The sequence below is a fragment of the Pseudoalteromonas sp. J010 genome (assembly GCF_003934235.1).
In the GTDB taxonomy this organism is placed as follows: domain Bacteria; phylum Pseudomonadota; class Gammaproteobacteria; order Enterobacterales; family Alteromonadaceae; genus Pseudoalteromonas; species Pseudoalteromonas peptidolytica.
The window spans coordinates 21,539-37,438 of sequence record NZ_RDBW01000047.1 but is presented as its reverse complement, the minus strand read 5'-3'; the positions used below and the strand labels follow the sequence as shown (position 1 = coordinate 37,438).

Annotated in this window: 11 protein-coding genes; 4 read left to right on the top strand and 7 right to left on the bottom strand. The window is 42.2% G+C overall.

Annotated elements, in window-relative coordinates; genetic code table 11:
* The 4 genes from EAG18_RS20370 to EAG18_RS20355 form a co-directional block, all read right to left on the bottom strand.
* The coding region (locus EAG18_RS20370) for a FimV/HubP family polar landmark protein (RefSeq protein ID WP_275557353.1) at positions 1–2,414 on the bottom strand (2,414 nt) is incomplete at its 3' end.
* Positions 2,415–2,699: 285 nt separating this feature from the next.
* A complete protein-coding gene (locus EAG18_RS20365) occupies positions 2,700–3,716 on the bottom strand; it encodes an aspartate-semialdehyde dehydrogenase (protein ID WP_125254197.1) in 1,017 nt (338 codons plus the stop codon).
* 37 nt (positions 3,717–3,753) lie between these two features.
* Entirely contained in the window at positions 3,754–4,878 is a 1,125-nt protein-coding gene (locus tag EAG18_RS20360) for a 4-phosphoerythronate dehydrogenase (protein ID WP_125254196.1), read from the bottom strand.
* 82 nt (positions 4,879–4,960) lie between these two features.
* On the bottom strand, positions 4,961–5,281 hold the full coding sequence (locus tag EAG18_RS20355; RefSeq protein ID WP_125254195.1) for a DUF6419 family natural product biosynthesis protein: 321 nt from the start codon (positions 5,279–5,281) through the stop codon (positions 4,961–4,963).
* 525 nt (positions 5,282–5,806) lie between these two features.
* Here EAG18_RS20355 and fadE point away from each other — a divergent pair.
* Both fadE and EAG18_RS22465 read left to right on the top strand, forming a co-directional pair.
* On the top strand, positions 5,807–8,260 hold the full coding sequence (gene fadE / locus EAG18_RS20350) for an acyl-CoA dehydrogenase FadE (protein WP_125254194.1): 2,454 nt from the start codon (positions 5,807–5,809) through the stop codon (positions 8,258–8,260).
* A gap of 43 nt (positions 8,261–8,303) precedes the next feature.
* A complete protein-coding gene (locus EAG18_RS22465; RefSeq protein ID WP_125254193.1) occupies positions 8,304–8,534 on the top strand; it encodes a hypothetical protein in 231 nt (76 codons plus the stop codon).
* Between the two features lie 18 nt (positions 8,535–8,552).
* Here EAG18_RS22465 and EAG18_RS20340 read toward each other — a convergent pair whose 3' ends face one another.
* Positions 8,553–10,811: a DUF5916 domain-containing protein gene (locus EAG18_RS20340; RefSeq protein ID WP_125254192.1), complete on the bottom strand. Its 2,259-nt coding sequence runs from the start codon at positions 10,809–10,811 to the stop codon at positions 8,553–8,555.
* A 189-nt stretch (positions 10,812–11,000) separates the two neighbouring features.
* Between EAG18_RS20340 and EAG18_RS20335 the strand changes: the two genes are divergently transcribed.
* Positions 11,001–12,968, top strand: a complete 1,968-nt coding sequence (locus EAG18_RS20335; RefSeq protein WP_125254191.1) for a winged helix-turn-helix domain-containing protein — start codon at positions 11,001–11,003, stop codon at positions 12,966–12,968.
* 9 nt (positions 12,969–12,977) lie between these two features.
* Here EAG18_RS20335 and EAG18_RS20330 read toward each other — a convergent pair whose 3' ends face one another.
* The gene (locus EAG18_RS20330; protein WP_125254190.1) at positions 12,978–14,051 is read right to left on the bottom strand and encodes a DUF6136 family protein; all 1,074 of its coding nucleotides are present in this window, start codon (positions 14,049–14,051) and stop codon (positions 12,978–12,980) included.
* 1 nt (position 14,052) lies between these two features.
* A complete protein-coding gene (locus EAG18_RS20325; protein WP_125254189.1) occupies positions 14,053–14,646 on the bottom strand; it encodes an ATP-binding cassette domain-containing protein in 594 nt (197 codons plus the stop codon).
* A 276-nt stretch (positions 14,647–14,922) separates the two neighbouring features.
* Here EAG18_RS20325 and EAG18_RS20320 point away from each other — a divergent pair, with 276 nt between their 5' ends.
* A complete protein-coding gene (locus tag EAG18_RS20320) occupies positions 14,923–15,582 on the top strand; it encodes a hypothetical protein (RefSeq protein WP_125254188.1) in 660 nt (219 codons plus the stop codon).
* Positions 15,583–15,900 lie beyond the last annotated feature (318 nt).

Genomic DNA, 15,900 nt, shown 5'->3' with positions numbered 1-15,900 from the left:
TCATCGTTTGCATCAACCTCTAATTCATCTTCAAGCTCAGGTTGAGGTTCTACTAACGGTTCGTCTACTAGGTCATCGATGTCACCACTTGTGTCAGCGTTTAGTTCATCTTCATGCTCGGCCTGAGGCTCTTCTAATGGCTCGTCCAACAAGTCGTCGATATCATCGTTTGCTTCAACTTCAAGTTCATCTTCAAGCTCAGGTTGAGGYTCTGCTAATGGYTCGTCCAACAAGTCGTCGATATCATCGTTTGCWTCAACYTCWARTTCATCTTCAAGCTCAGRTTGAGGCTCTTCTATWGGCTCGTCCAACAAGTCGTCGATATCATCGTTTGTATCAACCTCTGATTCATCTTCAAGCTCAGATTGAGGTTCTWCTRWWGGCTCGTCCAACAAGTCGTCGATATCATCGTTTGCATCAACCTCTAATTCATCTTCAAGCTCAGGTTGAGGTTCTGCTAATGGCTCGTCCAACAAGTCGTCGATATCATCGTTTGCAAGTATATCCGGTTCTTCTTCTAGCTCTGGTTGTGATTCATCTTGTGCTTCGTCCAACAAAGCATCAATGTCATCGCCTGCGAGCATATCTAGCTCTTCTTCCAGCTCTGGTTGTGATTCATCTTGTGCTTCGTCCAACAAAGCATCAATATCATCGCCTGCAAGTATATCCGGCTCTTCTTCTAGCTCTGGTTGTGATTCATCTTGTGTTTCGTCCAACAAAGCATCAATGTCATCCCCTGCGAGCATATCTAGCTCTTCTTCCAGCACTGGTTGTGATTCATCTTGTGCTTCGTCCAACAAAGCATCAATATCATCGCCTGCAAGTATATCCGGCTCTTCTTCTAGCTCTGGTTGTGATTCATCTTGTGCTTCGTCCAACAAAGCATCAATGTCATCCCCTGCAAGTATATCCGGCTCTTCTTCCAGCTCTGGTTGCGATTCATCTTGTGCTTCGTTCAACAAAGCATCAATATCATCAGCATTGATTAAACTTTCGTTTTCAAGGTCACCATTGAATTCAGGCTCTTCATCCAATGCACCATCTAAAATGGAGTCAATGTCATCGTTAGTTTCTGCACTGACTTGTTCATCAGCTAGTTCTTCACTCAATGCAGCCAGCGCATCATCACTAACGTCGACCTCCTCATCCTGAGGCTCATTAAAGAGATCGTCTAAATCACCGTCACTCAAGATATCATTGCTATCGTCAACATCTAGAGGGATCTCATCGCTAGAGTCCTCGAAGCTTTGCTGCATAAAGTCTTCTTCATGACTGTCGTCAAACGAAATGTCTTCATTTAGTAAGCTATCAAGTTCATCTTGATCTAGTGTATCGTTGCCATCTTCAAAATCATCGTCGAGAGAATCAAATGTGATCTCATCATCCTCTGGCAGTATGTCATCATCCAGTTGAACACTACTTCCTAAAGTATCCTCATCACCGACTCCAATATCTAGCGGATCCGGCTCTGCTGCAAATGTCGCAGCAGTTGCTGCGGCTGTGGCTCCTGCCGCAGCAGGTGTGCTTGGTAAAAACTCATCATCGTCTTCAGCTTGAGGTGCTTGGTTTTTTCTGCGCATAAACATAATGAACCCAGCAAGCGCTAGTAGTGCTGGTAAAGTCGCTAACAACGCAATACCAGGCATAGAACTGAAGAAATCTCCCAAACCGTCACTTTCCTCAGCTTTTGCCTGCGCGGCCTGCTGTTCAATCATTTCATTTTGCAGGTCGATTACCGCTTTAAGTTGTTGTTGTATTTCACTATCTTTACCAAGCTGAGTTCGTACTGTTTGAAGTTCTGTGGAAATCGCACCAAGTTGCTGCTTCAACTTATTATTTTCTGACAGGATCTCTTCTACATTGCGCACTGAAGATTTGAACTCTTTTTGTAAGTCCATCAACCGCATATCTTGCTCCATTTTTAAAGAGCGTAATTGGTTGGTTAAGTCTTCTTTTGCTTCTTCAACGTCGACTTTGCGCGCTTGTGTGACTTTTTTATCCGCTTGCTCTATCGCATTAGGGTTTAGCAGCCCTTTGCGTTTCATGTCCCACAACCTATCGTCCTGATCGGATTTTTGCTTGGCAAGCGTAGGATCTACGCTGCGGATTTCATTAATGGTTGGAATGCGCAGGTAGGTACCGTACTGCATGTGGTTGAGGTTTTTATCTAAAAATGAGTTCGGATTCTTGTCATAGAGGGCCTTCATCACTTGATAAATAGTGACTGAATCGTCCGGACGCACTTTTTGTGCTATTCGCCATAGTGTATCCGTGGGTCTGATAGGCCCTATAGATCGACCTTGAGCCCCGTAATCAACCCCTTTAGGGCCCTTTAACACTACCCCCTCTTGGGTGTATACCGGTGTTGCAAGTAGTGCGAATACAAAGATACTAAAAAAGGCTAAACCGCGCATGCCGATCCTTTACTCAAATGTTTAACACTCGTTAAACGACATTTTATTATTATGGCTTTGAAGCAAGCTCTATTCCAAATGCAAACTATAAACCAGTTACACCTGAATATCCATTGCAACGTATTGAAAGTTAACATGGTTGTAATGCTTTTTGCTGATGTAGAAAAAGCATAATATAGAAGAATAGTCAACTAATTGACTTTTCGGCAAACTTATTGGCATAAGTTTGCCGCAATGGCCAGCTATTTTAAAAACTTTAAGGGGGGACCGGCTTAACAAAGCTCCTTAAAGATAACTTTCAATCAATGCTTCAGCTATTTGAATACTATTGGTTGCCGCACCTTTTCTAGTATTGTCAGAAACAACCCATAGATTAAGCCCTAGAGGATGCGAAATATCTTGTCTTACTCGACCCACGTATACAGTGTCATTACCGCTTGCGTCGCTGACCGGTGTTGGGTAATCGGTTTCATCTTCAATTAACTCAACACCAGGTGCATCCGCCAATAACTGCTTTACATGCTCTAGATCAAAAGGCATACGTGTTTCAAGGTGAATAGCCTCGGCGTGACCAAAAAATACAGGGACACGAACTGCTGTTGGGTTTACCAACACGCTAGAGTCACCTAAGATCTTTTGAGTCTCCCACACCATTTTCATTTCTTCTTTGGTGTAGCCATTTTCTTGGAAAGCATCAATCTGTGGAATAACGTTAAACGCAATTTGTTTCGTGAAAACTTCATTTTCCATTGGTCTTGCGTTCATTAAGTTAGCTGTTTGCTTGGCTAACTCATCAACAGCTTCTTTACCTGCCCCTGATACTGCTTGGTACGTTGACACATTTATTCTATCGATGCCATACGCATCATAAATTGGTTTGAGTGCAACCAACATCTGAATTGTAGAGCAATTTGGATTAGCGATGATGTTACGATTTCTAAAGTCAGCTAAGCTTTCCTTATTTACCTCGGGAACAACTAATGGTACGTCAAAGTCATATCTAAAGTGAGAAGTATTGTCTATCACAACACACCCAGCTTCCGCTGCAATCGGCGCGTACTTTTCTGATACCGAACCTCCGGCAGAAAACAGTCCAATATGCGCATTCGCGAAATCAAAAGTTTCAACATCAATGACTTCTACTTTTTCACCTTTAAAGTCAATCTCTTCACCCGCACTGCGACTGCTCGCCAACGGATAAAGTGTATCCACTGGAAACTTTCGCTCTGCTAATAGTTCTATAATCTGCTTACCAACAAGACCTGTTGCCCCAAGCACCGCAACATTAAATTTTTGCGACATTGTTCTTCCTCAATTCTGTAATATACCAATCAAGTTATTAGCTGCTGCACTTTGAAAAGCCAAGCTGATAAAGCTTGTCACTGATTGGAGAGTCATCATTTAATTCAATTGTACTAAATTCTCGACGCACAGGATATGCTTTACGCAAAGCATCAAACCCTTGTGAAGTTAACTTAGCTCTCATGATGCCATCATCGCGACGGACGTCATACACCAGATGTACCAAATTTAGTAAGTCGTTCTCGTTTGCTGTATCTTGCAGCTTACATGCAGTAACACTAGGCTTAGGTAAAAAGTCAGTTATCGTTTTTTGCGGCTTAAGATTTAGCGTATTACAAACCGCCTCATATAGCATTTGTGTACCACGCGCTTTGCCTTCGAGTGTATGGCCAGCAATATGTACAGTGGCAAAACGTACGTATGGTAGTAGTGATTGCAAAATATTAGGTTCATTCTCCCACACGTCCAGTACCAACTCTAACGCCTGCCCGCCTTCTAGCGCCCTTAATAAAGCTTGGTTATCAATAACATCACCACGACTTGCATTGATTAACACCATACCTGGCTTTAATGACGCAATTCGTGCTTCATTCAATAAATGTATGGTTTTATGCTCACCATTTTTTACAAGTGGAACGTGAAATGAAACAATATCTGCGGCCTTGAGTGCATCATCAAGCTCGATATGAGAGTCCAAACTGCCGTCTTGGTATCTTAGCGGGTCGCACAGCAATACTTTGAGGCCCAACGCGCCAATTTTTGCAGCTAAACATTTACCAATATTCCCAACCCCGACAATAGCAATGGTTTTCCCTTGCAAGGAAATGCCGCTTTCTTGTGCATAGGCCATGATAGCGCTAATCACATATTCTGCCACTGCAATCGCGTTACACCCAGGTGCACTACTAAATGCGATACCTGAGCTTGCCAGTAATTGTGTGTCGATGTGGTCAATACCGATAGTCGCTGTGCCAACAAATTTAAGTTGCTTGGCCTTTGCCAACAAGGCTTCATTCACTTTAGTCACTGAACGAGTAAGGAGAATATCAGCATCGCTTAATTCTTCTGGGCGCAGGTTGCGGCCATCAAAACGGATAACTTCACCAATATCTGAGAAAAAAGACTCTACCAGGGGCATATTTTGATCGGCTAATATACGCATCGGGGTTCCCTATAACCAATTTTATCAAGTTCAAGTGCGAAAACTGTTCACTGACGGGAGTCTAACATGGCAAGGTAGGTAACTAATAATAAAACCTTTTATTCTGAGCTACTTCCTTATTGCATCCAAATGCGATCGCAAAAAACATCACACAACATACAAACACCACCGCACCTTTAAGACTTAACCAACCACCAGAGTCAAGTAAGGGACAAAAGGTCATCGCGAGTACATTGATACAGCATAACAAAAGTGCCCATCGAGTGTATGAACGATAGCCAATCAAGGCTGCAAATAAGCTACTAAAAACATTAAAAATTACAGCTTCTGGAAGTAAATGAAAAGCCGCTAACATCGCAACGAAGGCTAAAATAATAATGAGGCAAAATATACTTTGTTGCATCTTGTTTCTCCTTAACATAGACAACAACTATTACCACTTTACGCGAGAAATCAGTGGCAAAATGAAAGATAAATCAGTTACCAACTGCTCTAGCAAAAGTGAGCATGTAATACCAACACCGAAAGAGTAGATGACACTATTTTGCTATTCCTTTGCAGTCCATCAATACATTACTTTTCAGATAAGGCACTCCAAAGTGTAGAAGCTTTATAATAGATTTCAATATCAACCTTAGATGAAGTTTTGGCAATTATAGTGGACAGAACTAGGGATTTTTTGAAAGAAAATTCATGTGCATTTTCGCCACATTGCACTACGTTACTTACACTTTTAAGGTATCTAACACCACTGAAGTTAAAAATACAGCTGGTTTCACGGTGATTTTCAATTATGTGTGGCACACGTAAATAAATTGTCACAAACAGACTGCAATTAATTAATCGTGATGATATCAAGACGCTTGAAATATCAGCGTTAACCAGCTAGTCTAACTGGGTGGTCAGACCTCTTATAAGGAAGAACAACATGACACTTATATTTGTTCTCGCTTTGATTGTCTTGCTCAGTGCAGCAAGTTATCATCGCGCAAGCTGGAATACCGCTATCGGGATTGCAGCAGTTACTATGCTCGTTGGCACCTTTGCGGGTGCATTCGGCATTATCTCTTGGTTAATTTTCTTAGCGATTGTTATTCCGCTTTCAGTAACGAACCTGCGTCAGCAGTACATCGTGGCTCCGGCATTTAAAGCGTTCAAAAAAGTTACGCCAACAATGTCAGAAACGGAAAAGTCAGCGATTGATGCTGGTACTACGTGGTGGGAAGCCGACCTATTTTGTGGTAACCCAAACTGGGATAAACTTCATCAGTTTCCAAAGCCACGCTTGAGCGTTGAAGAGCAAGCGTTTTTGGATGGCCCAGTTGAAGAAGTGTGTGCCATGCTTAACGATTGGGAAGCTACGCACGAGCTGACGGACTTACCGCAAGACGTGTGGCAATACTTAAAAGACAACAAGTTCTTTGCGATGATCATCAAAAAGCAATACGGTGGTCTTGAGTTTTCAGCTTACGCGCAATCTTGTGTACTACAAAAGCTTACTAGTAAATCAACTTTACTATCGTCTATCGTGGGCGTACCTAACTCGTTAGGCCCAGGTGAACTACTTCAACACTATGGTACTAATGAGCAAAAAGAACATTACTTACCTCGCCTAGCAGTGGGTGATGAAATCCCTTGTTTTGCATTAACGTCACCGGAAGCGGGCTCTGATGCTTCATCTATCCCTGACTTTGGTGTTGTGTGTAAAGGCGAATGGGAAGGCAAAGAAGTGCTGGGTATTAGCTTAACGTGGAACAAACGTTATATTACCTTAGCGCCCGTTGCGACTGTACTTGGTCTGGCGTTTAAAATGCGTGACCCGGACGGCTTACTGGGCGATAAAGAAGAGCTAGGTATTACTTGTGCCCTTATTCCTACTAACACACCAGGTGTAAAAATTGGTCGTCGCCACTTCCCTCTAAATGTGCCATTCCAAAATGGTCCAACACAAGGTGAGAACGTGTTTGTACCACTGGATTTCATTATTGGTGGCGCAAAAATGGCAGGACAAGGCTGGCGCATGCTGGTTGAGTGTTTGTCAGTTGGTCGTGTTATTACGCTTCCTTCAAACTCTGCCGGTGGTATTAAATCTCTTGCAGTGGCAAGTGGTGCGTATAGTCGTATTCGTCGTCAATTCAAACTGCCTATTGGTAAAATGGAAGGGATTGAAGAGGCACTTGCGAAACTGGGTGGCTACGCGTATAGCTCTGATGCTGCGGTTACCATGTCAACTGGCGCGGTAGATTTAGGTGAAAAACCTTCAGTAGTTTCTGCCATTTTGAAGTACCACTTAACCGAGCAAATGCGAGCTTCGACTATCCATGCTATGGATATTCATGGTGGTAAAGGGATTTGTCTAGGTCCGAATAACTATGTTGGCCGTGGTTACCAAGGCGCACCAATTGCAATTACGGTAGAAGGTGCAAACATCCTAACCCGTAACATGATCATCTATGGTCAAGGCGCTATTCGTTGCCATCCATTTGTGCTAGCTGAACTTGAAGCTTGCTCTATCAAGGATAAACAAGAAGCGCTTGACAGCTTCGACAAATCCCTGATGGGTCACATCGGTTTCACCATGTCGAACTTGGTAAGAACTAAATGGCTAGCACTGACCGGTGCACGTTTCACCAAAGTACCATTTAACGATGAAACCGCGGTTTATTACCGTAATGCTGCCCGTTACAGTGCATCTTTGGCATTAATGTCTGATATTTGTATGGCTGTATTTGGTGGTTCACTTAAGCGTAAAGAGCGTATATCTGCACGTTTAGGCGACTTATTAAGCTACCTATACTTAGTTTCAGCAACGCTTAAGCGCTATAACGATGAAGGTCGTCGTAAAGAAGACTTACCGTTTGTGCAATGGTCTTGTCAAGAGCACCTATATCTTTGCCAACGTGCCCTTGCTGACTTAATTAACAATATGCCTTCTGCTGCATTACGTGGCTTATTGAAAGTGGTATTGTTCCCATTTGGTCGTCCGGTTCGTAAACCAACCGACAAAATGGAGCATAAACTTGCTCAGCTACTTCAAGTACCTAGCGAAACCCGTGACCGTCTTGCAACACACATCTACTTAAAAGACGAGCCTCTGTGCTTGCTTGGTAAGCAAGAACAAACGCTAAAAGACATTCTTGCCGTAGAGCCTTTATTTGAAAAGGTATGCCGTGGTACTGGTAAAAAGTTACCATTTATGCAGCTTGATAAAGTGGCAGCAATGGGGCTTGAAGCTGGCGTACTAAGCGAAGACGAAGCAGCGAAATTAACTGCCGTTGAAGCAAAACGCCTTGCCGTTATCAACGTTGATGACTTTGACCCTGAAGAGTTACTTGCTGGTAAAGCGAGAACCAAAGAGTCAGCCAAGGCAGACGCAGCATAACTATTTTTGTTTAGGTAGTGTTCATACTACCCTAGCAATTAGCGTGGATAAAGGTCAGAGTTTTCTGACCTTTTTTCTTGGCAGATTATACCAATTTGACTTAATACTTGCTCAATTTGAAGGAATAAATCTGACGCTAACAGCGTTAAAAATTTCTTATTTAGAACAACTAAATAGCAAAATTTTTGCCTGGTTATCGACAAGATTTTCTCGCCTCAAAATAGACCACTTAATTAAGAAAATTGGTATTAGAGCTGGGGGAACACAGCTCTAGTGATTTAGCGTTAGTGTTTTAAAATAAATATCGTACCTTAAACGTCACCAAGTCTTGCACTGGCTGTTGCCATAAATCGGCAACACTACCAAACCAATCTCTGCGCCCAACCTGCGACTTTTCAAGTGTCGAAAAGTTTGCTCCTCCTCGTTGATACACTAAAAAAATGTCTGAATATGCACCCATGCGATAACGCAGTTTTATCTGGCTCGCTAAGCGCCTATCGTCAAAACTCGTGTCACCATGAACTTCGCGAAGCTCACCGTTGGTAAGTTGATAAATCGTCTTACTTTGCGCTTCAAGTACCGTCCACTGTAGTGAACCACTAAGCTCAAGGTTGTCAGTGATCCGGCCATTAAATTCAAATTTATTGGAAAACTCATCTCTGTCGTATTCACTCAAGCGGTTGTGACCGTTTGCCATTAGCCAGCCATCACCGCTTCTAAAGAAATTACTCAACTTAAGGTTCCAGTTATAATGTGGCATCCACGTCAAATCCACGGCGTACTGCTGTGCTGAGCCTGATATTCCCTCCTGGTCAAGCTCTATACTTGCAGCCCAAGAAAAATCTCCCACATAAGGACTTTGATAAAATACCCGAGACTCCACGCGGCTTGGCATCTCAAACATCTCTGTGCCTCGCCCTAAATTATCTTGTTTACCGCTGGTGTAATAATCTAGCCCGAGATTGAGCTGACCACCATTTGCCAGCAAAAACTGCGCTAAATATGCTTGTCTGGCTGCTAAGCCTGTTCCTGCATTATTTTGCTCATGTCTTAATGTGAGTGACTGCTTTAATCTGGTAAACCAGCTGTCTTTTGGGTGCATCGAGTATTCACCATAAAGCTCACTCACCTGCCAGTCGTTTCGTTTCATATAACCGAGATCACGATTATCAAATTCGTCATCCACAGCAAAGTAGCGCGCAGCGAACTTTGTCTGTAACGACTGTTGATACTCTGCCTCTAGTGATACACCTTCACCTGTAACACGTTGCTTTTGTGTTTCTACCTCAGTTTGTAATAGCGCACCTTTGAAAGACCAAGTATCACTACGATACTGGCCATCAAGGGCATAACTTGTGGCATCACGCTCAAGAAACGGTCTGTCTGTTTTGGTTGCAAGCACACCAGCCTGCCAATCTTGCGTGCGATAATTAGCTCTTGCGGCAAAAAACTGCTTACCGATATCATCCGAAAAGTCCGACTCAGACACAGCAAAAGTACCAAATTGTACCGACTTACCTTTATGTACAAATCGTAGCGCCGCATCTATGGGGGTGATTGTACGTGTACCATCATCACTTGATGCCCCTATACGACGAGTATGAATAAGCTTAGTGCTTTCAAGTGCAGCAACTTCAAACAGGCTGATATCTTGGGTGAAAAATGGACGTTTATCGGTGCGAAGCGTTTCCACGGCCGAATAATTCACATCAACATCATCGATATCCACCTGACCAAAATCAGGATTCACAGCAAGACTTACCTTCTGATGATGAGAAGGTTTGTAGAATAAATCAAAACCAACATCGGACTGGTGCTGGCGCTCGGAAGGCGACGTGCTTAGAGGTGCAAATTGAGCTTGATGCGCAAAGTAAGGCACAAATGCCAATTGAGAATGCGCGGGGATGTGTGCTGCGATCTTTGGCATAGACAAGAAAAAGTCGTTATTTGCTGTTGTATCCTCATGGTTTGCATAGATAAAATTACTTTTAAGCTCATACAACTGTACCGAAACCCCAATATTTTTAAGCCCCAGCTCATCTCCCGGCTGAAACGATACAGTATGCCAAGGGATCAATAATTCTGTGGTCCAATACGTATCGTCAATGTGATTAGCATAGTGCCAGTCCCCATCCCAATCGTAATCCACGTTTAAGCTCGGGGTTACAACACCATCTTGAGAGCCGCCACCTAATGTCACCGAGAATTGATATGCACTACTGCCGTCACCTGAAAAGTCCACAACTACCCGATTGAAGTCAGCTTGCATAAAGCGGTCATGGATATTGAATTGTCGCTTACGCTCGGCTTTATGTTGGAAGTTTTTAATACCAATATAAACACCGTCGGCGGTTGCAAAGGCTTTTGCTGTAATTTTGTCATTGGCAGATGCCAAAGTTACAGGCACAACCTGAACAAATTGTTCAAAGTGCGTAGCAGAACCCCACTGCGCTTCATTTAACTTACCATCAATCACAATAGGGTCCGCAAGTACAGCTCCTGCCATCATGGGATAACTTAAACCAAGCCAAAATTTATTGCTTTTATTCATACATACTTTCCTCAGAGTTATGCCTGCTATTGCAACAAACTTTGCCGTAAAAAGTTCTTAACTTTTTCTGAAGAAAGCTGACTTAACCTTTATAAACATTGACTTAATCTTAAGAAACGCTAACGTTATAGGAACAATTGGCTTTGATTATTGAAATTGGTACTCAGCGTGCAGGCACAGGAAGTAGAGATGGTTTGTTTTGGACATTGGCAGTTTGATCTCCAGCAAGACTGCCTAACACATAGGCAAAGCCAAGAAACCGTAAAACTTGAGCCACAAATGGCAAGGTTACTCGCACTTTTTATTGAGCATCATAACGAAGTACTAGAGAAATATTGGCTTACTGAGAAGCTATGGCAACACGCGGTTGTCGAACCTAATAGCCTTTATCAGCTACTGACTAAACTGCGAAAAGTGCTTGGGGATGACCCTAAAAATCCGATTTATATCAAAACTATCCCCAAACGGGGTTATCGCTTTATCGCGCCACTTACAAGCCATGATAAGGTGTCTCAGCATACGATAAAACCCGTAAAAACAATAACCAAGTCCCGTTTTTTCTCTTTTAGCGCCGTCGTTATGGCAGTGTTATGCTTTGGCGCAATCGCCTTTTTTAATCAAACACCGACCGAAAAAACTCAATCACGCTACGAAACCTCGAGCCTTAGCCATGATCTAGGCCTTGAATTTGACGTTGATGCACACCAAAGCCAAGATCTCATCGCCTACATTAAAGATTTTACTCATCTTGTGATTGCCAACAAGCAAGGTTATCAATTAAATGCACATCATTTCGACTCTCGTATTAGTTTTCCAAGTTGGAGCCCCGACTCAGATAAGCTGGCGTTCTGGCAATATCAAGGTAGTGGCTGTCAACTTCACGTGATGACTGCTGCGGGGCAATTTTTCCACAGCTCTCRAATTATCCCCTGCCAAGTTGGTACTAAACCTGTTTGGAAAAATGATAAGGAACTTATTTTAACGTTCGGCCAATACAATGCCAAAGCAGCGCACCTTTACCGGCTAGAGTCCCATCAAATGGTCAAACTGCCACTCGCTTTGGCAACCAACGAGCAGTTAAAAATGGCAATTCGAGGTTGGGGAGGCAAAACCTATTATTTAGTGCAAGATAAACAGAGGCTGGCAAGACTTCAAACACTCGATGGCACGGTTCATATAAAATGGCAAACCCCTGTGACTTCCGTGGCATTTGATACTTATCATCAAGCCGTGATTGCGAGTCAATATGGTAGCCTGTCACGACACTTTAGAGACGGTGACATTCAGGCGATAAAAGAAACGGAGATTGGCCTTTATACAAGCTTTTCAAGCGATCAACATGGGGATATTTTTGCCGCATTAGAAAGCTTCCAAGTTAATATTAAAGACCGAGACAACCTCCCTTTATTTTCAAGCTCAAGCATCGATTACCTGCCACTGACAAACAGTTTGGGGGAAACCGCATTTATGTCTAGGCGCAGCGGCGTATGCGAAGTGTATCTTTATCGCGATGATAAAATCAGCCAGCTTTCTTTTCATCAGGGACATGAGTACGTTGGCTTTTTAGTATGGAGCCCAGAGCTAAACTATTTGGCCTCAAACCGTGATAACGATTTAGTGATATACGACCGAAAACGTCCACTCACCCAGTTCGACTCTCAACTGAGTCAGCCTGTCAAAGGCATGGGCTGGATTGATGAACAGACACTATGGGCTTATGACGGTGAAACTTTAAATCAATACAGTTTGTCTGGGGCGCTTATCAGTAGCCATCAAAGCGCAGCGGATTTTGTCTTTTATCACCCCACAAGACAAACTTGGTTTGTGCTACAACAGCCCCTACTGCTTGAGTACGAGACGCTCTTCGAAAGCGACTCAGAAGCAATAAATAAATACTCGCTAAGTCAAAAACAAACTAATCAATTTAGTAACTTAAGAATTCGTGACAACGACATCTATTGGCAATCTGCTTGGTCAAAAGAGGACTACATTTGGCAACTCACATTGATGCCAGCGCAACAGCCTACACTTAAAAAAGTAGGCCACCTGATCTGGCACTACGATATCGACGCCCTTGGCAATCTGCTCATCGCGAAAATGGAGAGTATCGAAGGCGATATCAAAAAATTGACTCGCCTTTCTGAAGCTGCAAATTAGCAGTTGGTATTACCAAAGCACAAACGCTGTATAGCTAAGTACTAAAGTACTGAGCCAAGTCATGGCTAAATGTTGTGGACCTTTTAATGCACTTAACACCAACAGTGGTAGAAAAACGTAAGGCAATAAACTGACTACAGTCATCCCTAACAAAATATAAACCGGTACGGAAAAGCCAATCGCTGCCGTCAGGACAATTATCCAAATGCTCTGCTTAGCCGACTGCAGTTTATCGAGACTCAACCAATATGCCACACGACCGTATATCTCAGGTTTTAGATCGATAGCCAGGCTCGACCACCACAATAAAATTAAAGTCACAAGCCCCGGCACATAATTGGCAACTAAATCTGGACGTTCAGTTTCTAAAATTACACCAAGCCACAGCACCAGAGCACTCAACACAATCCGCCAAAGCAGCACAAAGTAGTGGTTATAGGCAAAACTTAGCCAAAATGTCGCTAACCCCGTAACGGATATTGACATCAAGAGTGTGCGTGGCAGCAGCGTTGAACATCCCAGTATGATTAGGTTTAAAGCAACCAAATACCACGTAATGTTAGTCGCATATAGCGCTATGGCCGCCGCAAGTAACAACCCACTTCCAGTACCAAGCGGACGATAAATAAAACAAAGTGCGACAAAAAACTGCGTAACGACAAACAATATTAGCTGCCATGCTTGTGTCAGTTTCTCAAGTCCCATCGAATAACAAATAATCAAACTCATCAATAATAAAGGATGAACAATAAGCAGAGATACGCCATCGGCTAGCTTTTGATGAATCGTTTGGGTCAATATGGTGTGATGATAGCGACGATGTGTCGAGTCCAGCACGGCATCTCGAAATACCAACAAAATAAAGCTCTGCGCTGCAAGTAATCCCCACGCAATTTGCACCTGTGTCGCGGGACTATCGCTTTCAACTATTTTACCTATCCCCATAAATAATATCGCAATAAAGCCTAGTAAATAGATTTGGAACAGCGCAGCAATCATAAGACCAAATTGTTGTATCTGTTGGCCAATCCCTTGGAGAGATAAAACAAAAGATGCTTTTCTGTAACGGTAATAATAAAGCATATCAGTTGCTCGGTTTTGGAATTAGCGGCACGCAGTGAAAACCTACTTGTAGAAATGGCTCTGGTTCGTGACTTGTCATCAGCACCATGCCTTCATAATTGCTGACCACTTCGACGATATATTCGCAACCTGCTGCATCCAAAGCTGCCGTGGGTTCATCCAATAGTAGATAAGGTGTATTACGCATCAACGCATTTATAAGCTGAAGCTTCTTTTTGTTACCAGAGGATAGGTCTTCGTAACGCGTGTTTAAAAATGGGTCAAATTGAAAGTCGTGAATAAGCTCGGCTGGAAAGTCACATTGCCATGCTGTCGACGTGAGATTTAGTAACTCTTTAGCAGGTAAGAAACTAGGATAAGGGATATTATCCGAAGCTAACGCGACACAGTTTTGTCGTTTTTTCACTTCTTTATTTTGCAACAAGATCTGTCCGCTGAACGCAATGTCTACTCCTGCAATCATACATAACAATGTTGTTTTACCAATACCATTGGGCGCAGACAGGCAGGTTTTATCATGAGTAAATTTCTGAGAGTAGTTTTTAAATAAAGCATTTTTAGAAAAATACTTATCAATATTATTAATTTCTATCATGTTACCTTTTATTCCATTAAAAATTTGGAATTTATTATTTTGTTTAAATTTGTAGCAGATTAAAAATCTAACATATAACAAATCTCAATAATAATCACTGAGTTAAAAGCGTATCTCGCAAATACAACGTACCACTTTTTGTTACAAAGTCTTTCTACTTACAGTTTTTAACATATTCCGAACATCATTAAGCAACGTTTCATTTGGCCATCTTATATTCTTTCTTCGCAATCTGATTAAGTTCGTAATTCAACACATTGATTAAGGAGATCAATAATGAATTTTCGCCCGCTTGCTATTACTACACTTAGTATTTTAGCTGTTGCCTGTTCATCAGAAGATATTGAGACTGCCAACTTTGGTTCTGATCTATACAAGAATGAATACAATTTAGTGAATGCCACCGATTATGAAATTGCATTCCACCTTGCTAATACAAAATTAGATGGCGATGAGCGTAATGCCGCAGATGAAAAATATCGAGTCAAAGTCTTACCCTCCAACTCTGCGCCGACCCGCATTACACATGAGCACAATGTTAATAGAGAAATTAGCTTCTATGCCGAGTCTATTAATAAGCTGGGAATGATAGAACAAAAGAAGGTCAAAGTAAGCAACAACAAAGATTATCATTTTGTAGTCATGCAGCAGGCTAATGATACTTTGGATATCCAACTAGTACGCAAGTCTAAAGAGGATCATGATAATCAATTTACCGTTCGTATCTTAGCCACAGCATCAATGAAGTTGAGCATAAATGAGCAGGAAGTGGAAGTAACAAAAGGTGAAGTAACTGGTTGGTATCAAGTCAATGACTGTAACGAAGATATAATGATGGGCGACAAAGTACTGAGTCTGTGTAACGCCTCTTTAGATCGCTCATACCTTTTAGTGGTTGGAGAAGCTGGCCTAATAAGTACGGTACTAGAGTATTAAAAAAGTCTAACGCTTTTGGTTGCTGGATACGGGTACGCTTCTCAGCGCGGTATAACTTCAATCCATGCAACCTCAATAATCACAGAATAAATCATACCTTTTTACGGGACTCTACATCCATAAAAAATTCACTTTTTTGACCACTTTCATCAATATTATCTATTCCCTCATCCGACCATTGAAAATAGTGACATTTGTCATAAGTCAGTTTTATTAAACTTTTTACCCCTTCAAAAAATAGAGCATTCACTTTAATAATAAATTAATTCTTTATATCTCATTAAGATATAAAATAGTGATTAACAACTCTTCCTTGTC